Origin of the sequence: Bradyrhizobium sp. Ec3.3, from assembly GCF_000472925.1 — a bacterium.
In the GTDB taxonomy this organism is placed as follows: domain Bacteria; phylum Pseudomonadota; class Alphaproteobacteria; order Rhizobiales; family Xanthobacteraceae; genus Bradyrhizobium.
Genome location: NZ_AXAS01000002.1, coordinates 204533 through 229782, shown reverse-complemented (window position 1 = coordinate 229782; position 25250 = coordinate 204533). Strand labels below are relative to the sequence as shown.

At 65.7% G+C, this 25250-nt stretch carries 23 protein-coding genes and 1 riboswitch; of the genes, 16 read left to right on the top strand and 7 right to left on the bottom strand.

Annotation, left to right across the window (positions count from 1 at the left end; genetic code table 11):
- Positions 1–340 precede the first annotated feature (340 nt).
- Genes YUU_RS0103560 through YUU_RS0103550 form a run of 3 tightly spaced genes read left to right on the top strand, consistent with a single transcriptional unit; the run spans position 341 to position 3859 of the window.
- A complete protein-coding gene (locus YUU_RS0103560) occupies positions 341–1294 on the top strand; it encodes a sugar-binding protein (RefSeq protein ID WP_027521123.1) in 954 nt (317 codons plus the stop codon).
- Positions 1295–1321: 27 nt separating this feature from the next.
- Positions 1322–2824 (top strand): sugar ABC transporter ATP-binding protein, encoded by a 1503-nt coding sequence (locus YUU_RS0103555; RefSeq protein ID WP_027521122.1) that lies wholly within the window; start codon positions 1322–1324, stop codon positions 2822–2824.
- 12 nt (positions 2825–2836) lie between these two features.
- Positions 2837–3859 (top strand): ABC transporter permease, encoded by a 1023-nt coding sequence (locus YUU_RS0103550; RefSeq protein ID WP_027521121.1) that lies wholly within the window; start codon positions 2837–2839, stop codon positions 3857–3859.
- An 8-nt stretch (positions 3860–3867) separates the two neighbouring features.
- Here the strand turns inward: YUU_RS0103550 and YUU_RS0103545 are convergent, their stop codons facing one another.
- Complete coding sequence (locus YUU_RS0103545) at positions 3868–5526, bottom strand: glycoside hydrolase family 3 protein (RefSeq protein WP_156944074.1); 1659 nt, start codon at positions 5524–5526, stop codon at positions 3868–3870.
- A gap of 40 nt (positions 5527–5566) precedes the next feature.
- Positions 5567–6325, bottom strand: coding sequence for an SDR family NAD(P)-dependent oxidoreductase (locus YUU_RS0103540; protein ID WP_027521119.1), 759 nt, complete (start codon positions 6323–6325; stop codon positions 5567–5569).
- A gap of 180 nt (positions 6326–6505) precedes the next feature.
- On the opposite strand from YUU_RS0103540, the gene YUU_RS0103535 reads away from it, so the two are divergent.
- The 6 genes from YUU_RS0103535 to YUU_RS0103510 are packed head-to-tail and all read left to right on the top strand — an operon-like array spanning position 6506 to position 12372.
- Positions 6506–7765, top strand: a complete 1260-nt coding sequence (locus YUU_RS0103535) for an ABC transporter substrate-binding protein (RefSeq protein WP_027521118.1) — start codon at positions 6506–6508, stop codon at positions 7763–7765.
- Between the two features lie 2 nt (positions 7766–7767).
- On the top strand, positions 7768–8709 hold the full coding sequence (locus YUU_RS0103530; RefSeq protein WP_027521117.1) for a carbohydrate ABC transporter permease: 942 nt from the start codon (positions 7768–7770) through the stop codon (positions 8707–8709).
- Positions 8702–9550, top strand: coding sequence for a carbohydrate ABC transporter permease (locus tag YUU_RS0103525; RefSeq protein WP_035661108.1), 849 nt, complete (start codon positions 8702–8704; stop codon positions 9548–9550). The genes YUU_RS0103530 and YUU_RS0103525 overlap by 8 nt, the downstream gene beginning before the upstream one ends.
- Positions 9551–9572: 22 nt before the next feature.
- Positions 9573–10670 carry a Gfo/Idh/MocA family protein gene (locus YUU_RS0103520; protein ID WP_027521115.1) on the top strand — a complete coding sequence of 366 codons (1098 nt, stop codon included), beginning with the start codon at positions 9573–9575 and terminating at the stop codon, positions 10668–10670.
- An 11-nt stretch (positions 10671–10681) separates the two neighbouring features.
- Positions 10682–11326 (top strand): ThuA domain-containing protein, encoded by a 645-nt coding sequence (locus tag YUU_RS0103515; RefSeq protein ID WP_027521114.1) that lies wholly within the window; start codon positions 10682–10684, stop codon positions 11324–11326.
- Positions 11323–12372 carry a LacI family DNA-binding transcriptional regulator gene (locus tag YUU_RS0103510; protein WP_027521113.1) on the top strand — a complete coding sequence of 350 codons (1050 nt, stop codon included), beginning with the start codon at positions 11323–11325 and terminating at the stop codon, positions 12370–12372. Before YUU_RS0103515 ends, YUU_RS0103510 begins: the two co-directional genes overlap by 4 nt.
- Before the next feature lie 9 nt (positions 12373–12381).
- Here YUU_RS0103510 and bluB read toward each other — a convergent pair whose 3' ends face one another.
- The 3 genes from bluB to cobU are packed head-to-tail and all read right to left on the bottom strand — an operon-like array spanning position 12382 to position 14301.
- The gene (gene bluB / locus YUU_RS0103505) at positions 12382–13014 is read right to left on the bottom strand and encodes a 5,6-dimethylbenzimidazole synthase (RefSeq protein WP_027521112.1); all 633 of its coding nucleotides are present in this window, start codon (positions 13012–13014) and stop codon (positions 12382–12384) included.
- Entirely contained in the window at positions 13014–13793 is a 780-nt protein-coding gene (cobS, locus tag YUU_RS0103500) for an adenosylcobinamide-GDP ribazoletransferase (RefSeq protein ID WP_027521111.1), read from the bottom strand. The genes bluB and cobS overlap by 1 nt, the downstream gene beginning before the upstream one ends.
- A gap of 4 nt (positions 13794–13797) precedes the next feature.
- Positions 13798–14301, bottom strand: coding sequence for a bifunctional adenosylcobinamide kinase/adenosylcobinamide-phosphate guanylyltransferase (gene cobU / locus YUU_RS0103495; RefSeq protein ID WP_027521110.1), 504 nt, complete (start codon positions 14299–14301; stop codon positions 13798–13800).
- 124 nt (positions 14302–14425) lie between these two features.
- On the opposite strand from cobU, the gene cbiB reads away from it, so the two are divergent.
- Positions 14426–15367 carry an adenosylcobinamide-phosphate synthase CbiB gene (gene cbiB / locus YUU_RS0103490; protein ID WP_027521109.1) on the top strand — a complete coding sequence of 314 codons (942 nt, stop codon included), beginning with the start codon at positions 14426–14428 and terminating at the stop codon, positions 15365–15367.
- Positions 15368–15377: 10 nt separating this feature from the next.
- Positions 15378–16343 carry a threonine-phosphate decarboxylase CobD gene (cobD, locus tag YUU_RS0103485; RefSeq protein ID WP_027521108.1) on the top strand — a complete coding sequence of 322 codons (966 nt, stop codon included), beginning with the start codon at positions 15378–15380 and terminating at the stop codon, positions 16341–16343.
- Positions 16344–16346: 3 nt separating this feature from the next.
- Here the strand turns inward: cobD and YUU_RS0103480 are convergent, their stop codons facing one another.
- Positions 16347–17795, bottom strand: coding sequence for a cobyric acid synthase (locus tag YUU_RS0103480; protein WP_027521107.1), 1449 nt, complete (start codon positions 17793–17795; stop codon positions 16347–16349).
- 7 nt (positions 17796–17802) lie between these two features.
- Positions 17803–18438 carry a cob(I)yrinic acid a,c-diamide adenosyltransferase gene (gene cobO / locus YUU_RS0103475; RefSeq protein WP_035661105.1) on the bottom strand — a complete coding sequence of 212 codons (636 nt, stop codon included), beginning with the start codon at positions 18436–18438 and terminating at the stop codon, positions 17803–17805.
- A 40-nt stretch (positions 18439–18478) separates the two neighbouring features.
- Positions 18479–18698, top strand: a riboswitch (cobalamin riboswitch).
- A gap of 93 nt (positions 18699–18791) precedes the next feature.
- Between cobO and YUU_RS0103470 the strand changes: the two genes are divergently transcribed.
- Genes YUU_RS0103470 through YUU_RS0103450 form a run of 5 tightly spaced genes read left to right on the top strand, consistent with a single transcriptional unit; the run spans position 18792 to position 25249 of the window.
- Positions 18792–19166 (top strand): DUF1636 domain-containing protein, encoded by a 375-nt coding sequence (locus tag YUU_RS0103470; protein ID WP_027521105.1) that lies wholly within the window; start codon positions 18792–18794, stop codon positions 19164–19166.
- A complete protein-coding gene (cobW, locus tag YUU_RS0103465; RefSeq protein WP_027521104.1) occupies positions 19163–20212 on the top strand; it encodes a cobalamin biosynthesis protein CobW in 1050 nt (349 codons plus the stop codon). Before YUU_RS0103470 ends, cobW begins: the two co-directional genes overlap by 4 nt.
- Positions 20212–23460, top strand: a complete 3249-nt coding sequence (gene cobN / locus YUU_RS0103460) for a cobaltochelatase subunit CobN (RefSeq protein ID WP_027521103.1) — start codon at positions 20212–20214, stop codon at positions 23458–23460. The genes cobW and cobN overlap by 1 nt, the downstream gene beginning before the upstream one ends.
- Positions 23457–24620, top strand: coding sequence for a precorrin-3B synthase (gene cobG / locus YUU_RS0103455; protein WP_027521102.1), 1164 nt, complete (start codon positions 23457–23459; stop codon positions 24618–24620). Before cobN ends, cobG begins: the two co-directional genes overlap by 4 nt.
- Entirely contained in the window at positions 24620–25249 is a 630-nt protein-coding gene (locus tag YUU_RS0103450) for a precorrin-8X methylmutase (protein ID WP_027521101.1), read from the top strand. The genes cobG and YUU_RS0103450 overlap by 1 nt, the downstream gene beginning before the upstream one ends.
- Position 25250: the final 1 nt, after the last annotated feature.

Below are 25250 nucleotides of genomic sequence, written 5' to 3'. Positions count from 1 at the left end.
CAAAGTAGAAATCGTAGCCCGGGTGAGCGAAGCGATACCCGGGATTCCGCGTGTGATCGTCCCGGTGTTGCTTCGCTCGCCCGGGCTACGGGCTTTCGGCTGATTTGCCTGCTCCGATCAAAGCGAACGGGCCCTCGGTTGCACGTCCGGAGGGTTTCTGGTACGTTTGAGGTGCGTGCCTCATTTTTCTTCCTTGAAGGCTGAAGCCGACGGCGCCGCGACCTCCGTTGATCCGGAGCCGGGCTTCGTTGGTCCAGTGGCGGGGGAAACAGGGCGATTGCGTAAATGACATGAAGAGTTGGCCGCGATCGACGGTCAACCGCTTAAAAGGGAGGGATGTATGCAGCGTCTCTTGGTTGCAGGTGTATCCGTTGCGTTCGCGGTCGCGCTGGGTCTCGGCTCGGCCAACGCGGCGGACAAGAAGGTTCTGGCCTTCGTCGTCAACGGCGCGTCCGACTTCTGGAAAATCGCCGAGGCCGGCGTGAAGAAGGCGCAGGGCGAACTGCCCAATTTCGAGCTTCAGTTCAAATACCCGGAACAGGCCGCGGCTGCCGTGCAGCAGCGGGTGATGGACGACCTCGTCGCGGCAGGTGCTGCCGGCATCATGGTCAGTGCCGTCGATCCCAAGAACCAGACCGAGCAATTGAACAAGGTCGCCTCGCAGACGGTGCTGTTCACCACCGACAGCGACGCTCCGGCCTCGAAGAGAGTGGCCTATATCGGCTCGTCGAATACCGATCTCGGCAAGGAAGCCGGCAAGCTGATGCTGAAGGCGCTGCCGAGCGGCGGCAAGTGTGTCGGCTTCGTCGGTCTGCCCGGCGCCGACAACGCCCGCGAGCGCATCGAGGGCGTCAAGGAGACGATCAAGGGCTCGAAGGTCGAGCTCGTGGACGTCCGCGGCGACGAGATCGACCAGACCCGGGCCAAGCGAAACGTCGAGGACATCCTCGCCGCCATGCCCGACGTCAGCTGCCTCGTCGGCTTCTACTCCTACAACACGCCGCGCATCTACGAGGTGCTCAAGGAGGCCGGCAAGCTCGGCAAGATCCAGATCATCGGCTTCGACGAGGATCCGATCACGCTCGGCGGCGTCAAGGAAGGCAGCATCGCCGGCACCGTCGTCCAGCAGCCGTTCGAGTGGGGCTATCAGGGCATGAAGCTGATGGCCGCCTACATCGGCGGCGACAAGTCGGGGATTCCGGCGAACGGCATTATCATCGTTCCCGGGAAGGTCATCGACAAGGCGAACGTCGACGACTTCATGGCCTCGATGAAAGCGATGCTCAAGAAGTAGGAGTGTCAGCGCTGCTCGCAGCCGCCAATGCCTGAGCCGTTCCTCGAGCTGGTCGACATCAGCAAGACCTATCCCGGCGTGGTCGCCCTCGACCACGTCGACCTCAAGGTCGCGCCGGGCGAGGTGATCGCGCTGATCGGCGAGAACGGCGCAGGCAAGTCGACCTTGATGCGCGTGCTCGGCGGCGTCGTCGAGCCGAGTGGCGGCCTGATCCGGGTGGATGGCGTCGAGCGGGGCTCGTTCACCGTGGCGGAGGCGATCCAGGCCGGAATCGCCTTCGTCCATCAGGAACTCAACCTCTTCGACAATCTCGACGTCGCCGGCAACGTCTTCATCGGCCGCGAGCCGGTGCATGGTGGGCCGCTCAGGCTGATCAACCGGCAGGCTCTCTATGCAAAGGTGCGACCGCTGCTCGAACGGCTGGGCGCCGATTTCGAACCCGACGCGCCGCTCGCCGAGCTGTCGCTCGCCCAGCGCCAGCTCGTCGAGATCATGAAGGCGCTCTCGCTCGATGCGCGCCTCGTCATCATGGACGAGCCGACCTCGAGCCTGACCTTGACCGAGACGGACCGCCTGATGCGCGTCATCGCGGGCCTCAAGGCCGACGGTGTCAGCATCATCTTCATCACACACCGCCTCAACGAGGTGATGCAGTGCGCCGATCGCGCGGTGGTGCTGCGCGACGGCCGCATGGTCGGCGCGCTGACCCGCGCGGAGCTCTCGCCGGCAGCGATGATCCGCCTGATGATCGGGCGTGACCTCAAATCGCTGTACGTTCCGCCGGCAGCTCCTCCCGGCGAGGCCGTGCTCGACATCGTCCAGGCCGTCACCGATACCTATCCGGAGCGCGCCGTCAGCCTGTCGGTGCGCCGCGGCGAGATTTTGGGGCTTGCCGGCCTGGTCGGCTCGGGGCGCACGGAGCTTGCGCGGGCCATTTTCGGCGTCGATCCCTTGCGCGGCGGCGCGATCAGGCTGGACGGCACGCCGATCCGGATTGCCAGCCCGCGCGCCGCGATCGAGCACGGTATTTATCTCGTCCCGGAGGACCGCAAAAGTTCCGGCCTCCTGCTCGACTTCTCGATCGCCGAAAACATCTCGCTGCCGGATCTGTCCTCATATCTGCGCCTCTGGCTCGTCAACACCGCGCGCGAGACCGAGAACGCCCGTCGCCAGCGCGAGCGCCTCAAGATCCGCGCGCCTGACGTCGAAACCGCCGTCGGCTCACTGTCCGGCGGCAACCAGCAGAAGGTCGTGCTCGCCAAATGGCTGTCGATGCGGCCGAAAGTCTTGATCTTCGACGAGCCGACGCGCGGCATCGACGTCGGCGCCAAGCAGGAGATCTACGACATGCTGCGCCGCCTGACCGATGCGGGCGTCGCGGTCCTGATGATCTCCAGCGACATGGAGGAGGTGATCGGGGTGAGCGACCGCATCGCCGTCATGCATGAGGGGGCGATCTCGGGTTTCCTTGATCGCAGCCAGTTCAGCGAGCACAATGTGCTGCAACTGGCGGTCGGCCACACAATTTGAGGCGAGGGGACCTTGAACAAGAAAGATCTGAGCCTCCTGATCCTGATCCTCGTGGTCGGTGCGGTCGTCACCTTCATCAACCCGCGTTTCCTCCTGGTCGGCAATCTCTCCAACACCGCCAACCAGGTCGGGATGTTCGGCATCTTTTCGATCGCGGAAGCCTTCGTCATCATCATCGGCGGCATCGAGCTCTCGGTCGGCTCGGTCATCGCGCTGTTAGGGGTGCTCTTCATCGACCTTATCGTCAATCACGACGTCAACTGGATGCTCGCCTTTGCCGCGATCATCGCCGGTGGGCTCGCGATCGGCCTCGTGCACGGCACGCTCGTCACCCGGATGCACATCCAGCCTTTCGTGGTGACGCTGTGCGGACTTCTGATCTATCGCGGCGCCGCGCGCTACTATACCGAGGACGCCACCGCCGGCTTCGGCTTCGGCGCGAGCTTTCCGACGCTGGAATGGCTGACCGCGGGCCGCACCAATGTGCTCGGCTTTCCCTTGCCGCACAGCGTGGTCGCGCTCTTCATCGTCGCCGCCATCGCCTGGGTGCTGCTGCACCGATCCGTGTTCGGCCGCTATCTCTACGCCGTCGGCAAGAACGAGGAGGCGGCGCGCTATTCCGGCATCCGTTCCGATCGCGTCGTGATTTCCGCCTACATCATCTGCGGGGGGCTGACCGCGTTCGCCGCGATCCTGATCGCGATGTACACCCGCTCGATCTCGCCGGCGGTGCATGGCTCCTTCTACGAGCTGTACGCGATTGCCGCCGCCGTGCTCGGCGGCTGCTCCTTGCGCGGCGGCGAGGGCTCGATCATCGGTGTCGTGCTCGGCACCGTGCTGCTCCAGGTGCTGCAGAATCTCGTCAATCTCCTGGGCATTCCGAGCTCGCTGAATTTTGCCGTCATGGGCACGGTGATCCTGATCGGCGTGCTCGGCGACCAGTATCTCATGCAGCGTCGCCGCGCGACGACGGCGAAGGCGCGGCCGCAGGCGAGCGTTGCAGCAGCGCCGCTGGAGCGGGCGAACGCGGAGTGAAATAGAGGTTAGTACTTCGCGTCCTCGAGGCCACAAAAGGGATCAACGGGACTGTTCCGGTTCCAGGGATGTCGTCCCATCAACAGGTCGACGACGGCTGCCTGCATCTCGTCGATCGTGCAATACGCGTTGATGTAGACGGGCACGCGGGGCGCGTCATAGAGGTGATAGGGATAGCCGAACGAGACCATGATGGTCGGAATGTCGTGCCAATAGCGCCGCATGGCACCGACGAAATCGCCGCCAAGCCGTGCCCAATCGAGGAAAATGCGCCCGCGCGTAAGCAACGTCTCTTCTCCAAGGAGATAGAGGACGAGATCGAAACCGGCCGGATCGACCGCGGGCTGCTGGGTGTGCAGCGTAACCTCGAATCCCTCCCTGGCCAGCATATCCGGCAGGCTGAATTCGTGCGGTGAGTCATGAAGCGGACTGATGATTCCGCCGGATATTACCAGCACGCGCCGATGCCGCCGCGGACTGATGGGCAGGAGGCCCAGAGTGTCCTTGACCAGGGTCGGCGCCCGCCGCAAGGCCGCGTCGGCGATGACCTTGTCGGAAGCCCGCGCAATCGCTCCGGTCGGCCCAACGGTTGCCATCTCGTGGAGACCGAGCGCCGCCTTCAGAGCGAGGACACGCAGCACCGCGTCCTCGAACCGTTCGGCCGGCAGGCGGCCATCCTCGACAGCCGCGCGCACCTCCGCCATGTCTTCCTCCGGCGCGCGCGAGAACAGGATCATGTCGCACCCACCGGCGATGATCTGCGACTTGGCCGCGCGGATGCGGCACCAGGAGGTGAGGCCGGCCATCTCGCTGGCATCCGAGACGATCAGGCCGTTGAAGCCGAGCTTGTGACGAAGCAGCTCGATATTGAGAAGCCTGCTGATGGAGGCCGGCCTGAAAGCCTCGACGCCCGGATCGGATAGCTGGCTCCTGACGTACGCAGGCAGCGCAATATGCGCGGACATGATGGAGAGCACGCCGGCGTCGATCGCCGCGCGATAGAGCCTGCCGAACGTCGCCTCCCACTGCTCCATGGAGAGCGGATTGATCGTGGTGAGCAGATGCTGGTCGCGGTCGTCGTAGCCTTCGCCGGGCCAATGCTTGGCGGTCGCGGCGATGCCATGCCTTTGCAGGACCTCGATGTGGGGCAGCGCATGACGGCGGATCGTTTCGAGATCGGAGCCAAAGCTTCGCGTGCCGACGATCGAACTGCGAAACGCGTGATTTATGTCGATCACCGGAGCGAACGACCAGTTCACGCCGAGGGAGACGGCCTCCTCGGCAATGATACGCGAGATATCCGCGGTCACCGCGGGGTCATCGATCGCCGCGAGTGCGAGCGGGTTCGGCAGCTGTGTGCCAAAGGGAAGGCTCATGCGCGAGCCTTCCAGATCGGCGCTGACCAGGAGCGGGATCGGTGCGGCCTTCTGAGCGGCCACTAGTCGCGCGCGCTCGGCCTCGCCATCGCGACCGAAGTACCGCGTGATTCCGCCCGGTCGCAATCGCGCGAGCCTGTCGAGCTCACCGGGATCGGTTCCGCGCGACAGAAGGTTGAAAAGCTGAGCCACTTTGTCTTGCAGGCTCAGAGCGCGATAGGTGGTCTCGACCCACGCGACGGCGCGCGCATCGAGACCAAAGGGCGCACGAGAGAGAAAGGACGTATCCATGTGCGGGCTCATCCCATCCTCGGCAAGGTGGATCGCTCGATCAGACCCAGCCGCCATCCACGACGTAATGCTGCGAGGTGCAGGCCGAGGCTTCGTCGGAGGCCAAAAACACCGTCACCTTCGCGATCTCGTCCGGCATCAGCTTGCGCTTCAGGCACTGGCGCTGCATCAGCTCTTCCACGCCTTCCGGCGTCAGCCATTTCGTGACCTGGCGCTCGGTCATGATCCAGCCGGGCGCGATTGCATTGACGCGGATGTTGTAGGGGCCGTAGTCGCGCGCGAGCGAGCGGGTGAGGCCGATCACGCCGGACTTGCTGGCGGTGTAGGCGGCCATGCCGCCTTGTCCTGCCATCCAGGAGACCGAGCCGAAATTGATGATGGCGCCGGCATTAGCCGCCTTCATGTCCGGCAGGACCGCCTGCGCCGCGAAGAACTGATGCTTCAGGTTCACGGCGATGCGGTCGTCCCAATATTCCGGCGTCACCTCCTCGGTCGGATGTCGCTCGTCATGCGCGGCATTGTTGACGAGGATGTTGATCGGGCCGTGCGCCTTGCGGGCTTCCGTGACGCCGGCGCGCAAGGCCGCGATATCGGTGAGGTCGACATGCCAAAAATGTGCCGCGAGGCCCTGGTCAGCAAGCTCGCGCGCCAGCCGCGTGCCGTCATCGGCCTTGATATCGAAGAACACGACGACGGTTTTTTGCTGCGCAAAGCGCCGCACGATCGCTTCGCCGATGCCAGACGCGCCGCCCGTGACGAGAACGACCTTGCCTGCAAGGTCCGGATAAATGGCGGCCATGATTGTCCTCCCGGCACTGTTATCCGGGCAGCGCTCGCCCGGCAAAAACGACTCGCCGGGAACCTTAGCCACACCGTCGGTGAGGTGCATAGATCAGAATTTTAGTTGCGTACCTCAAAAAATGAGGGCAGCATTGCCGCAACGACATAAGCAAGACCAAAACAGTCGGGAGGAATGCTGATGAGGCTGCTCAGGAAGCTGGGACTCGCTGCTACCGCATGGCTGCTCGCGCAAGGCGCGGCGATGGCCGACACCACGGTGAAATGGCTCCACATCGAGGTCAATCCCGCGCAGGTCAAGATCTGGGAAGAGGTGGCGCGGGCCTATGAGGCCTCTCATCCCGGCGTCAAGATCGAGATGCAGTTCCTCGAGAACGAGGCGTACAAGGCGAAGCTTCCGACCATTCTCCAGTCCAAGGACCGGCCCAACATCATCTACAGCTGGTCGGGCGGCGTGTTGAAGGCACAGATCGAAGCTGATGTCCTCGACGACATCACCGACCAGGTGAAGGGTTATTCCGACACGCTGACGCCGGCGGCGCTTGCCGCCTTCAGCAGGGATGGCCGCGTCTACGGCTTGCCGACGGCGCTGTCGCAGGTCGGCTTCCTCTACAACAAGGAACTGATGGCGAAGGCTAATGTCGATCCGGCCTCCATCAAGACCTGGGACGATCTGCTCGCGGCGGTGAAGACGCTGAAAGCCGCGGGCGTGACGCCGATCGTCGTCGGCGGCGCCGACAAATGGCCGCTACATTTCTACTGGACGCACCTTGCGGTGCGGATCGGCGGCAAGCCGGCCTTCGATGCCGCGCTGCGCGGCGAAAACGGCGGCTTTGCCGGCGAGACGTTCCAAAAATCCGGTGAGCTGTTCAAGCAGCTCGTGGACCTCCAGCCGTTCCAGAACGGCTTCCTCGGCTTCAAGAATCCGCAAGCCGTGGGCTATTTTGGCGACGGCAAGGCGGCGATGACGCTTGCCATCAGCTCCGTCTATCATCTCCAGCGCGCACTTGCCGCCGACAAGGTGGGCCTCGGCGAGGACAAGATCGGCTGGTTCGATTTCCCGGTGGTGCCCGGCGGCAAGGGCGCGCCATCAGATACGCTCGGCGGCATCACCGGCTGGCTCGTCACCAAGGGCTCGCCGAAGGAGGCGGTCGACTTCCTCAAATACTTCGTCTCAAAAGACGTGCAGACGCGCCTTGCCGCAGGCAACTATATCGTTCCCGTGGTGAAGGGCGCCGAGGTCGGGCTCAACAACGCGTTCATGAAGCGCATCGCGGACAATCTCGCGAAATCGAACTACCACCAGAACTTCTATGACCAGAGCCTCGGTCCCTCCGTCGGTCGCGTCGTCAACGACGTCACGGCGGAGATTGCCGGCGGCAGCATGAGCCCGCAGGACGCGGCCAAGGCGATCGAGGCAGCCTGGAAGCAGGGCAACTGACCGTGGCGCGGCGGATGGCGACATCGCCCGCCATGGACGCGGTCGAGCCCGCGATTGCGCCAATCGCGGCGCGCGGACCGAGCTGGGACGGCCGGCTCACCGTGCTCGTGCTGTTCCTTCCGCCGGCGCTGCTGCTGTTCACCCTGTTCGTCGTGGTGCCGATCGGGGAGGCGGCTTGGTATTCCGGCTTCAACTGGAACGGTTTTGGCCGGCCGACCAACTGGATCGGGCTCGACAACTACCGTTTCGTGTTTCAGACGCGCGCCTTCTGGCTCGCGCTGCGCAATAACGGCCTGATCATCGCGGTCTCGCTGCTCGTCCAGTTGCCGCTGGCGCTGACGCTCGCGCTCATGCTCGCCGAGCGCTTCCGCGGTGCGGTCGCGCTGCGCATGCTGTTTTTCATGCCTTACATCCTCGCCGAGATCGCGACCGGGCTGATCTTCTCGTTCGTTTATGACGGCGATTACGGCCTCGTCGCCTCGGTCTGGCGCGCCTTCGGCAGCGAAGCCCCGCATCTGCTCGCCTCGACCGATACCGCGATGTTGGCGGTGCTGATCGTCATCGTCTGGAAGTACTTTGGCTTCCACATGATGCTATTCATCGCCGCGCTTCAGAGCCTCGACAAGAGCCTCATCGAGGCGGCGCGCATCGACGGTGCAACGCGCTCGCAGACGCTGCGCCACGTCGTGATTCCCTTGCTCTATCCGACCATCCGCCTCTCGGTGTTCTTCGCCATCATCGGCTCCCTGCAACTGTTCGACCTGGTGATGCCATTGACGCGCGGGGGGCCGGCGGATTCCTCGAATACGATGGTGAGCTTCCTCTACAACAACGGCATCTCGCGCATGCGGGTCGGCTATGGCAGCGCCATCGGCGTCATCCTGTTCATGACCTGTGTCACCTTCGCCTTCTCCTACAAGCGATGGTTCATGCGCGATGAGTAATGTCGAGATCACCCGCGCGCCGTTCGATCCCGCCGTGTTGTACAAGGCGCTGTTCCTCAGCCTTGTCGCGATCTTCGTCGCGGTGCCGCTGCTTGCGACCGTGCTCGGCGGCTTCAAGACGCTCGGCGAGTTGCGCGTCAATCCGTTCGGTCTGCCGCGGCACTGGGAATGGCAGAACTACGCCGACATCCTGTTCTCGCAGCGCTACTGGCAGCTCCTGCGTAACTCTCTCATCATATCGACGCTGACGGTGACCCTGACCCTGATCGTCGCGTCGATGGCGGCATTCACCTTCGCCCATGTCCGGTTCTACGGCAGCTCGATGCTGCTGAGCTATTTGACGCTGGGACTGTTGTTTCCGGCCGCAACCGCCGTGCTGCCGCTGTTCATCAAGGTACGCGATCTCGGGCTGCTCGATACCTATCTCGGCGTCGTGCTGCCGCAGGTCGCCTTCAGCCTCGCCATGAGCATCCTGCTGCTCAGACGCTTCTTCAAGGACATCCCCTACGAGCTGCTCGAGGCGGCGCTGGTCGATGGTTGCAGCTACATCAAATTCTTCCGCTACGTGACGCTGCCGCTGTCGCGGCCGATCCTGGCCACCGTCGGCACCATCACCTTCGTCAATAGCTGGAACGCCTATCTGTTGCCGCTGGTGATGCTCAACACCGATGCGCTGTATCCATGGCCGCTCGGCATCATGGTCTACCAGGGCGAATACTCGTCGGAGTGGCACCTGATCCTCGCCTTCATCACCCTGACCATCCTGCCGACGATCATCCTCTTCCTCTTGGCGCAGAAGCACATCGTCGCCGGTCTCACCGCAGGCGCAGTCAAGGGATGAACGACACCTCACGGAGACAAGAATGAGAAAAGTCGGCATCGGCATCATCGGTTGCGGCAATATCAGCACCGCGTACCTCAAGGCTTCGCAGCGCTTCCCGGTCCTCGATGTCAAGGCGCTCGCAGACATGCGCAGCGAAGTGGCGGAAAAGCGCGGCGCCGAGTTCGGGCTGCCGGGGATGCGCGTCGACCAGCTGCTCAAGCGCGACGATATCGAGATCGTGATCAATCTCACGGTTCCGCTCGCGCACACCGACGTCAGCCTCGCGGTGCTGAACGCAGGAAAGCACGTTCATTCCGAGAAGCCGCTGGGCGTCAACGTGGCCGAGGCGCGGAAGGTGATGGATCTCGCCGCGCAAAAGAACCTGCGCGTCGGCTGCGCGCCCGACACCTTCCTCGGCGGCGGCCATCAGACCGCGCGCAAGCTGATCGACGACGGCGCCATCGGCACGCCCGTCGCGGGCAGCGCGTTCTTCATGTGCCCCGGCCACGAACGCTGGCATCCGGCCCCGGGCTTCTATTACTTGCGCGGCGGCGGGCCGATGCTGGACATGGGGCCATACTATATCACCGACCTCGTGCAGCTGCTCGGCCCCGTCGCGAGCGTGATGGGCTCGACCGCGCGGCCGAAATCCGAGCGTCTCGTGACCAGCCAGCCGATGAACGGCCAGATGATCCCGGTCGAGGTCGCAACCCACGTGGCCGGCACGCTGGAATTCGAAAGCGGCGCCGTGGTCTCGATCGCCATGAGCTTCGACGTGCCGAAGCACCGGCATACGCCGATCGAGATCTATGGCGACAAGGGCAGCATGCTGGTCCCCGATCCCAACCGCTTCGGCGGCGAGGTGCAGGTGGCGAAGACCGGCGGCGAGTGGGAGACAGTGCCGCTGACCCACGGTCATGTCGAAGGTGAATTCCGCTCGATCGGCGTCGCCGATATGGCGAGCGCCATCGTCACCAACCGGCCGCACCGCGCCAGCGGCGCGCTCGCCTTCCACGTCCTGGAGGTGATGGAAGCGTTCCAGACTTCCGCCGATGAGGGGCGCCGCGTCAAAATCGAGAGCCGCGCCGAGCGGCCGGCGATGTTGCCGGCCGGGCGTGACACCGGACAGATCGACTGAGGATGATGACAATGCGCAAGGCAATGATCGTTTGGGGTGGCTGGCCGGGACACGATCCTGATCTCTGCGCCTCGATGATACGAGGTTGGTTGAAGCAGGAAGGCTTCGAGGTCCGCATCGAGACCACGACGGCGGCGTTCGCCGATCCCGCGATCCACGATCTCTCGCTGATCATTCCGATCTACACCATGTCGAAGATCGAGAAGCCGGAGGCGCTCAACCTCTGCGCGGCCGTGCGCGGCGGCGTCGGGCTCGCGGGCCATCATGGCGGCATGTGCGACGCCTTCCGGGAATCGGTCGACTATCAATTCCTCTGCGGCGGCCAGTGGGTTGCCCATCCCGGCAACATCATCGACTACAGGGTCGACTTGACGAAGCCGGACGACCCCATCATGAAGGGCCTGAAGAGCTTCGAGCATCGATCCGAGCAGTATTACATGCATGTCGACCCTGCCAACGAGGTGCTGGCCACGACGACGTTTTCCGGCGAGCACGCGCCCTGGATCGAGGGCGTGGTGATGCCGGTGGTCTGGAAGAAGCGCTACGGCGAGGGCAGGGTGTTCTATTCCTCGCTCGGCCACCGTGCCTATGAACTCGACGTGCCCGAGATCAGGACCATGATGATCCGCGGCATGTTGTGGGCGGCGCGCGGATGACGGGCGGCGAGATACATCCGGCCATGCGCGCGACGCTGGAAGACGTCGCGCGCATGGCCGGAGTGTCGCTCGCAACGGTCGATCGCGTCGTCAACCGTCGCGAAGGCGTGCGGGCCAAAACGGTGGCGCGCGTGGAGGCGGCGGTCGCAAAGCTCGGCTACCGCGCCGATATCGCCGCCGCACGGCTCGCCCGTGGCCAGACATTTCGCTTCGCCTTCGTGCTCCCGACCGGCAGCAACAGCTTCATGACCAACTTGACCGAGCAGGTGCAGCGCACCGCGGAGTGGCTCGCCAGCCAGCGCGGATTCATCGATATCCTGCACGTCGACGTGCTCGATCCGGACGTGCTGGCCCACACGCTGGAGGAGCTGTCGCCGGCCTATCACGGCGTCGCCGTCATCGCGCTCGATCATCCTCGGGTGCGCGCGGCGATCGATGATCTCGCGGCCCGCGGCGTTGCCGTGGTGACACTGGTCTCGGACGCGCCGAGCGCGCGGCGCCTGCACTATGTCGGCATCGACAATCCGGCCGCCGGTCGCACGGCCGCAACCCTGATGGGACGTTTCCTGTCGGGACGCAAAGGCAGCGTCGCCGTCATTGCCGGCTCGCTGTCGCTACGCGATCACACCGAGAGACAGTTTGGCTTTCACCAGATTCTGACGAGCGAATATCCGGATCTGGTTGTGCTGCCGGTGCTGGAGGGGCGCGACGACAGCGAGCGCACGCGCGTCCTCACAGCAGAGCTCTTGTCGCGACGGTCCGATCTGCTTGGCATCTATTCCTGTGGCGCAGGCAATCGCGGCATCGCGGAGGCGCTGGAAGCCTCGGGTCGTGCCCGCGATGTGGTCTGGATTGCCCACGAACTCACCCAGTTCACGGGGCGCTTTCTGGTGCGCGGCACCATCGATGCGATCATCAACCAGGATCCCGGCCACGAAGCGCGCTCCGCTGCGCGCGTCTTGCTCGCGCATTGCTCGGGCGAGCCGATCAGTGCCGACCAGGAGCGTATCCGCATCGACATCTTCTTGCGGGACAATCTGCCGTAGCCGGGCACCTCAGCGCCGGATCGTGACGTCCGCCGATGGCCGCCGGTGTTCCCAGTCCGCGCGCTCGAGCTCGGGACGATCGAGCTCGGCCTCGGGGTAACCGATGCAGAGATAGCCGATGAATTTCCAAGTCTCCGGCACGTCGAGAATCTCGCGGACGCGGAGCGGGTTGAGGATCGAAACCCAGCCGATACCGATGCCGTCGGCGCGCGCGGCGAGCCAGGCCGAGACGATGGCCGCGACGACCGAATAGTCGAGCGTCTCCGGCATCGTCGCGCGGCCAAGGCCATGTCCGGTCTTGCAGGCGTTTTCTGAAAACACCGCCAGATGCCCGGGCGCCTCTTCGAGGCCAGCTAGCTTGAGCGCGGCATAGCGCGCGGCGCGCTCGCCGGAATAGGCTTTGAGCGCATCGGCATTGCAGAGCTTGAAGTCGTCGACAATAGCGCGGCGCCGTGCCTCATCCTCGACGATCACGAAGCGCCAGGGCTGGCTGAGCCCGACCGATGGCGACAGGCAGGCGATGTCGATCAGCCGTTCCAGCGTGCCCTCGGGCAGCGGATCTCTACGGAAGCGCCGCACGTCGCGCCGCCAGACGAAGAGCTCGCGCAATTGCCGACGAAAATCGTCGTCGAAGGAGACCATCAGGAGGCCGCGTGAAACAGCGAGGCGGCCATCAGCAGGATGGCGGTCTCGGCGACTTGCTCGTAAGCACCGAGTATATCACCGGTCTGCCCGCCGACCTGCCTGATCGCGAGCCACGCGATCAGCAGTCCGAGAAAGGCGAGCAGGATCACGGCAAGGATCGCCTTGCCCGGGCCAAAGCCGATCGCGAGCACGATGGCACCAAGGCCGAGCGCAATGGCGGCGTTCGGGCCTGCCGGCCGGCCGGCGCCGGCGGACAATCCATCCGTCCGCGCCGGTGGCACCAGCGCCATGAACAGCGGCAGGCCCGCGCGCGCGGCCACATGTGCAAGCAGAAGCGCGATCAGGACCGCGCGCGGCGCGGCAATGGCCGCGAGCGCGCTCCAGCGCAGGCCCAGCGACACGATGAGTGCGCAGACGCCAAAACTACCGATCCGGCTGTCGCGCATGATCTCGAGTCTTCGCGCGCGCGTACCGCCGCCGAGGCCGTCGGCGGTATCGGCAAGGCCATCCTCGTGCAGCGCGCCGGTGATGATGATCGTGCTCGCAAGCGCCAGCATCGCGGCCGGTGCCGGTGTCACGCCGACTGCAGAAGCGATCGCATAAACGGCGGCACTGAGGAGACCGACCAAGAGTCCCGCGACCGGCAGTGTCCAGCCCGCCCGCGCAATGTCGCCGTCGCCGACCGGCGTCGACGGGCCTAGCGGCAGGATCGTGGCGAGTGACAGGCCGATGCGCAAATCCTTGACGATGGTGGCGAGTTGCTTGCGGTCGGTCATGGCTTCACTTGACCTTCATCGGTAGCCCCGAGACCACGAACTCGACCTCATCGGCGACTTCGGCGATGGCCTGGTTGAGCAGGCCGGCCGCATCGCGAAAACTGCGCGCCAGCGCATTGTCCGGCACGATACCGAGGCCGACCTCGTTGGTCACGAGGATCACCGGGCTCTTTTGCCTGCGAAGTGCCGCAGCGAGCAGCGCAGCTTCGTTCGACCACTCGCGTCCGGCATGAAGAAGGTTCGAGAGCCATAGCGTGAGGCAGTCGACCAGCCGCGCGCCGCCGCCGTCGGTCGCATCGAGCACCGCCACGAGATCGAGCGGGGTCTCGCGCTCGATCCAGTCACCGCCGCGGCGGGCGCGGTGGTGCGCGATCCGCTCCGCCATCTCCGCATCGAGCGCCTCGGCGGTCGCGATGTAGACGGGCCGGCCGGGAAAGCCGCGGACGCGCGCCTCGGCGCGCCGGCTTTTCCCGGACCTCGCCCCTCCCGTGATCAGGACAACCGCCATGAAACCTCCATTCTGACCGCACTAACCACCAATCGGGCGCAAAGACAAAGCCGAAATCGGCGGGCAGGGGCTTGCGCTGCGACGCAATTCTTGCGCATCAGGGCAGGCGAGAAGGAGATGTGACGTGGGCTTTGCCGGCGCGATGGCGGTAGCGATGACGGTGGACGCCATCTGGGGATGGCCCGCCGCATTGTTCGCGCGCATCGGCCATCCCGTGACCTGGATCGGCAGGCTGATCGCTCTGCTCGATCGCAATTGGAACAGACCGGTGGATGCACCCGAAACGCGGCGCATGGCCGGCATTGCCGCTGCGCTGCTGGTGATTGCGCTGTGCGCTGCCATCGGCTGGTTGGTGCAAAGCTGGCTCATTCCCGGATGGAGCCGCGCCGTCCTGCTCGGCATTCTGGCCTGGCCGCTGGTCGCGCTGCGCTCGCTCCATGATCACGTCGCTGCCGTCGCGCAGCCGTTGCAGTCGGGCGACTTAGAGGCGGCGCGGCTTGCGGTCGCGCAGATCGTCGGCCGCGATCCCGCGTCCCTCGATGAGGCCGGGATTTCGCGCGCGGCGCTCGAGAGCCTCGCGGAGAACGCATCCGACGGCATCGTGGCGCCGGTATTTTGGGGCGCGCTGCTGGGCCTGCCCGGCATCTTTGGCTACAAGGCAATCAACACGCTGGATTCCATGATCGGTCATCGCTCAGAGCGTCATCTCTGGTTCGGCTGGGCGGCCGCGCGCATCGACGACGTCGCCAATTTCATTCCGGCGCGGCTGACGGGCCTGTTGTTCGCGTTGGTGACAGCGCACCCCACAGTGGTCTTGTCCTGCATGTCGCGCGATGCAAACCGCCATCGCTCGCCCAATGCCGGCTGGCCGGAGGCGGCAATGGCCGGTGCGCTCGGCGTGCGCCTGAGCGGGCCACGCAGCTATCATGGCGCCGTGACCGACGAACCCTGGCTGAACGAAGGCGCGCGCGATCCGCTCGGCGCCGATATCGGCCGGGGATTGCGGCTCTATGTTCGCGCGATGCTGCTGCTCGGCGGCTCGCTCGCGGCACTGGCTTTGATCTAGCGAGGCGGTGATGCGCGAACATGGTGGCAATCTCGATGCAGCGGTGCAGCGGTTCGGCGGGCGCATCGAGGGCTGGATCGATCTGTCGACCGGCATCAACCGGCAGCCTTATCCGGTGGGTGAGATCGAACCGCATGCCTGGCGCGCGCTGCCGTCGCGGTCCGAGATTGAAGCGCTTCACGATGCCGCGCGGCAGGCCTATGCAACAGAGGCGCCGCTGCTCGCCATGGCCGGCGCGCAGGCGGCGATCCAGTGTCTGCCGAATCTTTCACGCAAGGGCCGCGCGCGCATTCTCGCGCCGACCTACAACGAATACGGCGGGGTGTTGTCCGCCGCGGGCTGGGACGTTGCCGAGGTCTCAGGTCTCGACGCGCTCGCGGGCGCCGATCTTGCCGTCGTCGTCAATCCCAACAATCCCGACGGCCGGCGTCACGGCATGGCCGATCTGCTTGCCCTCTTGCCGCGCGTCGGCCGCCTTGTAATCGATGAGAGTTTTGCCGATGCGCTGCCTGAGCTGTCGCTCGCGCGAGAGGCGGGGCAGGGCGGTCTTCTGATCCTGCGCTCATTCGGCAAGTTCTACGGGCTGGCCGGCTTGCGCCTTGGCTTTGTGCTCGGCGCGGACGCGGACATTGCAGCGCTCTCGGCGATAGCAGGGCCGTGGCCGGTTTCAGGCGCTGCGATCGCCGTCGGTCGGCGCGCACTGCGCGATCGCGAATGGGCCAGCGCAACGACGGCGCGGCTCGGCCGCGACTGCGCGCGGCTCGACGTCGAGGCTACGGCGCAAGGATGGCGGCTGGTCGGCGGCACGCCGCTGTTCCGGCTCTACGATGTCGGTGATGCGCTTGCTGCCCAGGACAAGCTCGCGCGCGGCCGGATCTGGTCGCGCGTCTTCAGCCAGCAGCCGGGATGGTTGCGTCTGGGGCTGCCGGGTGATGAGGCGGAATGGTCGCGCCTCGTCGCCGCGCTCGCGGGCTGACGCTCAGCGCGCCAGCGCGAGCAGGCCTTCGATATCAAGATGCGTCTCGATGTGATCGGCGAGCGCGTCGAGCGCGCTCTCGACCCGTGCCTGATAGGGTTGATCGGCTGAGGGAATGTCGAGCTGCGCAAGGAACGCTTTGCGAAAATGATCCGACGTGAACAGGCCATGCAGATAGCTGCCGTGCACACGCCCATCGCCGGAAATCGCTCCTTCCGGTGCGCCATCAAGCATGGCGAAGGGGCGCGCGCGATCCGGCCCATCGGTGCGGCCGATGTGGATTTCATACGCGTCGATCGGCGCGCTCGTCGCCGCATGTCGTGCAACGACGCGGGTGAGCGTCTTCTGCGGCGACATCACGGTGGTCACATCCAGAAGGCCGAGGCCGGCCGTCTCTCCGGCCGCGCCCTCGATGCCATCAGGATCATCCACGTTGCGCCCGAGCATCTGGTAGCCGCCGCACACACCGAGCACGTGACCGCCGCGGCGGTGATGCGCGAGGAGATCGATGTCCCAGCCTTGCGCACGCAAGAACGCGAGGTCGCCCCGCGTCGATTTCGAGCCGGGCACGATGACGAGCCGCGCGTCGCCGGGGATCGCTTCGCCCGGGCGGACCATCACGAGGTCGACGTTGGGCTCGAGCTTGAGCGGGTCGAGATCGTCGAAATTGGCGATCCGCGACAGCGCCAGGAACGCGATCTTGCACTGACCGGGCTTTCGCGCGTCGCCCAATCCCAGTGCATCCTCGGCCGGCAATTCGCCGGCGCGCGCGAACCAGGGCAGCACACCAAAACCGCGCCAGGATGTCTTGGTTTCGATCAGCCGATAGCCATCGTCGAACACCGTGGGATCGCCGCGGAACTTGTTGATGACAAACCCGCAGATCATCGCGGCATCGTGAGGATCGATCACGGTCTTGATGCCGACGAGCTGCGCGATGACGCCGCCGCGATCGATGTCGCCAATCAGCACGACCGGGACATCGGCCTTGCGGGCGAAGCCCATATTGGCGATGTCGGCCTTGCGCAAATTGACCTCGGCCGGGCTGCCGGCGCCTTCGACCAGAACGAGATCGGCCCGCGCCTTCAGCCGTTCGAAACTCTCGAGCACGGCACCCATCAGCGAAGGTTTCATCGCCGCGTAGTCGCGGGCGCGTGCCGTCGCGATGCGCTTGCCCTGCACGATGATTTGCGCGCCGACATCGGTCTCGGGCTTGAGCAGCACGGGATTCATGTCGGTGTGCGGCTCGACGCCGGCGGCGAGTGCCTGGAGCGCCTGCGCGCGGCCGATTTCGCCGCCGTCGACGGTGACGGCCGCATTGTTCGACATGTTCTGCGGCTTGAAGGGGAGCACGCGCAGGCCCCGGCGCTTTGCGGCACGCGCAAGGCCCGCAACGACGAGCGACTTGCCGACGTCCGAGCCCGCTCCCTGGATCATCAATGCGCGCGCCATCGACGTCTCAGAACTCGACGCCGGCTTGCGCCTTGATGCCGGAGCGGAACGGATGTTTCACCAGCGTCATCTCGGTGACGAGGTCGGCGATCTCGATCAGCTCGTCCTTGGCGTTGCGCCCGGTGAGGACGACATGCGTCAGCGGCGGCTTCTGCGTTTTCAGGAAGTCGACGACCTCGCCGATGTCGAGATAGTCGTAGCGCAGCGCGATGTTGATCTCGTCGAGCACCACCATGCGCAGGCGTTCATCGGAGATCAGCTCCTTGGCCTTCTCCCAGCCGGCGCGCGCGGCTGCGATGTCGCGGGCGCGATCCTGCGTCTCCCAGGTAAAGCCTTCGCCCATCGCATGGAACTGGCAGAGATTGCCGAAATGCCCGGTGAGCAGGCGCCGCTCGCCGGTATCCCAGGCGCCCTTGATGAACTGGACCACCGCGCAAGGCATGCCGTGCGCGACACAGCGAACGATCATGCCGAAGGCGGAGGACGATTTGCCCTTGCCCGCGCCGGTATGGACGATGATCAGCCCCTTTTCGCCGCTCTTGGTCGCCATGATCTTGTCGCGGGCGACCTTCTTCTTCGCCATTTTCGCGGCGTGCCGGGCATCGGTTTGCTCCACCGCTGGGGTATCCGGTTCAGGCGTCATCTGAAATGGTCCTTCGGCTTGACAAGTGGCGGCCATGGGCAAATGGTGGGCCGGCGTTGGTTCCTGTCCTACGACAGGCGAAGAGGGAATGCGATAGGGCTCGAATCGGCAAGATTCGTGTTCGAAAAGCAGCCGCCCCCGCGACCGTGACCGGAGAGATGCCCGAAGCCACTGATCCCATGGGATCGGGAAGGCGGGGATCGAAGGGATAAAACCCTGCTCCGCAAGCCGGGAGACCTGCCAGCGCGAATGTTTTGGACCGGCGGACGGGGTGTTCCGCGACGGGGAAGCGGACCCTCTCATCGAGCGGTTCGTGCGCCTCATCGCCTCCCGCAGATATCCTGGAAGGGGCGATGGCCGTCACACTTCACGTTTGCATCACCTGCCGCGCCGGCCAGACGCTGGGCGAAGGCGAAACCACGCCCGGCGCGCGGCTTCATGCCGCGATCCTCGACGCCGGCGTACCCGCGGGCGTCAACCTGGTTCCCGTCGAATGCCTGTCGGCCTGTAGCCAGGGCTGTTCGGTGGCGCTCAGCGCGCCCGGTCGATGGTCCTATGTCTATGGCCGCCTGTCGGATGCCAATGCGAGCGACGTGATCGCAGGCGCTTCGGCTTACGCCGCTGCGCCCGACGGCATCGTGCCATGGCGCAGCCGTCCCGAAATCTTTCGCAAGCAATCGCTTGCCCGCATTCCCCCCATCGCCGTCGTGCCGGAGGCCGCCGAATGAACACGCTCGCAAAAGTTCCGGTCACGGTCGTCACGGGCTTTCTGGGATCAGGCAAGACGACGCTGATCCAGCATCTGATCACCAATGCCAACGGCAAAAAGCTCGCGGTGCTCGTCAACGAGTTCGGCAGTGAAGGCGTCGACGGCGAGATCCTGAAATCCTGCGCGGATGCCAATTGTCCGGAGGAGAACATCGTCGAGCTCGCCAATGGCTGCATCTGCTGCACCGTGGCCGACGATTTCATTCCGGCGATGGAGCAACTGCTCGCGCGCCGGGTGAGGCCGGACCACATCCTGATCGAAACGTCGGGGCTGGCCCTGCCGAAGCCGCTGCTGAAAGCGTTCGACTGGCCGGAGATCCGCTCGCGGATCACGGTCGATGGCGTGATCGCGCTGGCGGATGCCGAGGCGGTCGCGGCCGGCCGCTTCGCGCCGGACCCGGATGCTGTTGAGGCACAGCGTGCGGCCGACGCGAATCTCGATCACGAGACGCCGCTGTCGGAGGTGTTCGAGGACCAGATCGCCTGCGCCGATATCGTGCTGCTCACCAAGGCTGACCTTGCGGGCGCGGAAGGGCTCGAAGCGGCGAAGGCGGTGATATCCGCCGAGATGCCGCGTCCGGTGCCGATGCTCCCCGTGGTCGACGGCGCGGTCGATCTGCGCGTGATCCTCGGCCTGGAAGCCGCGGCCGAAGACGATCTCGCCGCGCGTCCCTCGCATCACGATGGCGAGGACGAGCACGAGCACAACGATTTCAACTCCGTCGTGATCGATCTGCCTGAGGTCGTCGACGTCGAGGCGCTGATCGCCTCGGTGCAGCGGCTGGCGCGCGAGCAGAACGTGCTGCGCGCAAAAGGCTATATCGCGGTCAAGGGCAAGCCGATGCGGTTGTTGCTGCAATCGGTTGGCGAGCGGGTGCGGCACCAGTTCGATCAGCCCTGGGGCCTGCGTCCCCGGCAATCCAGGCTGGTCGTGATCGGCGAGCACGGCGATATCGACGAGGCCGCGATCAAGGCAGGGCTTGGAATGTCAGGGCTTGGCATCTGATGCACGTCGTCTTCCGCGAGAGCCGTGGTCTGGAGGAGACCGCGACGCCAAGGGACATCGGCCAGGATCCGGCCGATCTCGTGGTGCTCTCGTTCTCGGACTCGGATCTCGCCGCGTTCGCGGCTGGCTGGCGGCGCGGCCGCGAAAACCTGCCGTCGCTGCGGCTCGCCAATCTGGCCGAGCTGCGTCATCCGCTGTCGGTCGACACCTATATCGAGCGGACGCTGTCGCAAGCGCGCGGCATTCTGGTGCGCCTGATCGGCGGCGAGTCCTATTGGGCCTACGGGCTCGCGGCGCTCCAGCAACTGGCGAAGGAGCGCGGCATCGCGCTTGCCGTGTTGCCGGCGGATGGCCGCGATGATGAACGGCTGGATGCGTTCTCGACCTTGCCAGTCTCGACGCTCAGGCGGCTGAAAGTGCTCTGCGACAAGGGCGGACCGGTCGCTGCACAAGCCGCGATCGCCCAGCTTGCGCTGGCCTCGGGTCTCTATGCCGGGCCAGTGGTTGGAGAGATCGAGGTTCCCGAGATTGGTTTCTACGAGCCGAGGCGCGGTGTTGTCGCGTCGCTGCCTGATCCCGATGAAGAACCTCGTGCGCTCGTTACCTTTTACCGCTCTTATCTCACGGCCGCCGATACTGCCCCGGTCGATGCGCTAATCGCAATGCTCCGCGAGAGGGGCTTTGATGCCTGGGGGTTGTTCGTGACCTCACTAAAGGCGCCGGGCGTGGCCGATTGGCTGCGCGCGCACTTTGCGCAGCATCCGCCCGCCGCTATCGTCAATGCGACCGCGTTCTCCGCCGTTGGCGACGACGGCACGACGCCGTTCGATGCCGCATCGTGTCCTGTGTTCCAGGTCGCGCTCTCCACGGCAAGGCGCGAGGACTGGGCTGACTCTCTGCGCGGGCTCTCGCCGGGCGATCTGGCGATGCATGTCGTGCTCCCGGAGGTCGACGGCCGCGTGTTCGCGGGCGTGGTGAGCTTCAAGTCGGCTGGCGAGCGCGATTCTGACTTGCAGTTTGCGCACCTGGCGCATCGGCCGGATGACGAGCGTGTCGCCGCCGTCGTTGCGCGCGTGGTGGCCTGGCAGAAGCTCGCGCAGGAGCCGGCGGGCGAGAAGCGGCTGGCGATCGTGCTTTCCAACTATCCCGGTCGACCGCACCAGATTGCCCACGCGGTCGGGCTCGATGCGCTCGCCTCCGTTGAAGTGCTGCTCGCCGATCTCGGCAAGGCCGGCTTTGACGTCGAACCGCTGAGTGCGCTCGGCGATGTCTTGCTGAGGCAAGACTTGACGTGGAGTGTCGCCGACTATCGAGCCGCGCTCTCCCGCCTTCCGCGGGCATTGCAGGACGACCTCGAGCGCGCCTGGGGCGCGCCGGAGAATGATCCAAGCTGCCGGTGCGGCGAATTTCATTTCTTGGCGATCAAAAGCGGCAAGGCTATCATCGCGGTGCAGCCGGAGCGCGGTGAGGTCAGTCACCGTGATGCCGACTATCACGATCTTTCGCGCACACCGCGCCATGCCTATGTTGCGTTCTATCTCTGGCTCCGGCAGCGGGACATGGACGCCGTCGTGCACATGGGCGCGCATGGCACGCTGGAATGGCTGCCGGGGAAATCCGTGGCGCTGTCGTCGTCTTGCTGGCCCGAGGCGCTGATCGGCGATCTGCCGGTCATCTATCCCTTCATCGTCAACGATCCCGGCGAGGCGGCGCAGGCCAAGCGACGCACCGGCGCGGTCACGATTGGCCATCTGCCGCCGCCGCTGGCGAAGTCCGCGGTGCCGGAGGCCTTGCGCCGGCTCGAGCAACTGCTGGACGAATATTCGACCGCTGACGGTCTTGATCCCGCCCGCCGGCAACGCCTGATCGCCGAGATCCGCGACGAGGCACGCGCCGCCGGCCTCGACGCCGATCTCGGTCTTGCCGCGTCGGCTGCGCCGGCCGAAGCAATTCCGCGGATCGATCGTTTCGTCTGCGATCTCAAGGAGAGCCAGTTCGGCGACGGCCTGCATGTGTTCGGTCGTGGAACTTGTGGCGAAGCAGAGAGGGACGCGCTCATCGCGGCGTTGTCCGGCCGGCGCGTCGCGCCGGGGCCTGCGGGCTCGCCCTATCGCGGGCGCCACGACGTGCTGCCGACCGGGCGCAATCTGTTCGCCGTCGATCCCCGCGCCGTGCCGACCCCGTCGGCTCATGCGCAAGGCATCAAGCTTGCGGAAGAACTGTTGCGCCGTCACTTGCAGGATCATGGCGAGTGGCCGAAGGGACTCGTGGTCGATCTCTGGGGCTCCGCGACCATGCGCACCGCCGGTGAAGAGTTCGCCATGGCGCTGCATCTCGCCGGCCTCGCGCCGCGCTGGGATCATGCCTCGGGGCGCGTGACCGGCTATGACATTATCGCGCCGGCCGAGCTCGGCCGTCCCCGCATCGACGTCACGCTGCGCGTGTCCGGCCTGTTCCGCGACGTCTTCGCGGGCCTCGCGCAATTGTTCGAGGCGGCCAGCGAGGCGCTCTCGACGCGCGACGACGAGGGTGACGAAAATCCCTATCGCACACGCGCCGCACGCGTGTTCGGACCGCGTCCCGGACAGTATGGCGTCGGCCTGTCCTCGATACCGGATGTCTTCACCGAGGACTCACGTGCGGCGGCTGGCGAGGCCTGGCTATCGGCGTCATCCTGGTCGTTGTCATCAGAGGGCGAGATGCGGCAGAATCGCGCCGGCATCGAGACGAGGCTCGCCGCTGCCGACGCCTTCGTCCATGTGCAGGATCTGCCCGAGACAGACCTGCTGCTCGCCGCCGACTATGCCGCGCATGAGGCAGGCGTTGCGGCTGCGGCGGCCAAGTTAGGTGCTGCCGCGCCATCGCTCTATCACCTCGATGCGACGCGGCCCGACCAGCCGCAGGCGCGCGCGCTGACGGAAGAGATCTCGCGGGTCGTCCGCGCCCGCGCCGCCAATCCCGACTGGATCGCCGGCATGATGCGCCACGGTTTTCGTGGCGCGGCGGAGATCACAGCGACGCTCGAGCACATGGCTGCATTCGCCCATCTTGCCGGTGCCGTGCCGCCGCATCTGTTCGATCTCTACTATGATGCGACACTCGGCAATGACGAGGTTCGTGCGTTCATGGCACGGGAAAATCCGGCCGCATTGGCTGCGATCGAAACCTGCTTCACTCGACTGCACGAAGCCGCCCTCTGGAAGACGCGCCGCAACTCGATTGCGGCGGCGCTGAAGGAGGCCTCATGAGCGCGGTCGCGATCAAGGGCTGGTGTCCGGGCGCGCTACGGCCGATGTTGTCGGGCGATGGCCTCGTGGTTCGTGTGCGCCCGCATGGCGGACGGCTTGCGGCGACGCAGGCGGCCGGCATTGCCGAGCTTGCCGCGCGCCATGGCAATGGCCTGATCGACGTCACCAGCCGGGCCAATCTTCAAGTGAGGGGCGTGACCGAGACGGCGCATCTGCCTCTGCTCGACGGGCTCGCGCAGTTGGGCCTGCTCGATGCCGATCCGGGGACCGAATCGCGGCGCAATATTCTGGTGACGCCATTCTGGAACGTCGGCGACGACACCTGCTTGCTCGCCGGTGAACTCGAACAGGCCCTTGCCGACAGCGCGCTCGATCTTCCGACCAAGTTCGGTTTTGCTATTGATGATGGGCGCGAGCGCTTGCTGGCCGGCGCATCCGCGGACGTCCGGATCGAGCGCGATCGCGCTGGTGAACTTGTCGTGCGCGCTGATGGTGCGGAGCTCGGTCGCACCGCTGCGCGCGGAGAAGCTGTGGCCGCGGCGCTAGCACTGGCAGAGTGGTTCATGGCATCCGGCGGAGCCAAGGGTGGGCGAGGGCGGATGGCGGCGCATATCGCTGCCGGCGCGACGCTGCCTGAAGGCTTGCGCGGCGACGCCGAGCCCGCGGCAGCGGCAGTTGGGCCACGTCCTGGTCTTTATCCGCACGGCGCGATCTTGGGTGTCGCGTTCGGCCAGTTGCCGCATGCGGCGCTCACTCATCTTGCGTCCTGCGCGCCGGCGCTGCGGATGACGCCGTGGCGGATGATTTTGGCGGAGGGCTTGCGCGAGATGCCGGGCGGTGAAGGCCTCATCACCGAGGCCGACGATCCCGCGTTGCGTGTGATCGCCTGTAGCGGCGCGCCGCGCTGCCGCGAGGCACATGCCGACACCCGCGCGCTCGCGGCCACGCTCGCGCCGCACATCGCGCCCGATGCACGGCTTCATGTCTCCGGATGTGCTAAGGGTTGCGCGCATTCCGGTCCGGCAGCAGTGACACTTGTTGCAACTCGCGACGGATTTGACCTCGTGCGGTGCGGCTCGACCCGCGATATGCCGGTGCTGCGTGGTCTGAGCAGCGCTGAGATCGTCAAAAATCCCTCCGTGCTGATGGGAGGGCGATGATGGCGCACGTGTACGAGACCGACGGCGCAGCGATCTATCGGCAGTCCTTTGCCACCATCCGTGCGGAAGCGGACCTCGCGCGCTTCACCGCGGACGAGGAGCAGGTCGCCGTTCGCATGATTCATGCCGCCGGGATGGTGGGGCTCGAGGCCCATATCCGCTTCACGCCGGGCATGGCGCGCGCCGCGCGCGCGGCGCTCGAGAACGGCGCGCCGATCCTGTGCGACGCGCGCATGGTGTCGGAAGGAATCACGCGCGCGCGGTTACCAGCCGGCAACGCCGTCATTTGCACCCTCGGCGATCCTGCCGTCCCGACGCTTGCACAGGCCATGCGCAATACGCGCTCGGCGGCGGCCCTCGAACTCTGGCGGCCGCATCTGGAAGGCGCGATCGTCGCGATCGGCAACGCGCCGACCGCGTTGTTCCACCTGCTCAACATGCTGGAGGACCAAGACTGCCCGCGGCCGGCGGCGATCATCGGCTGTCCGGTCGGCTTCGTCGGCGCGGCCGAATCCAAGGCGGCCTTGATGGCAAATCCGCCGGCGCCGGCATTGACCGTCGAGGGACGCCTCGGCGGCTCGGCGATCACCGTTGCCGCCGTGAATGCGCTGGCGAGCCGGAGCGAATAGA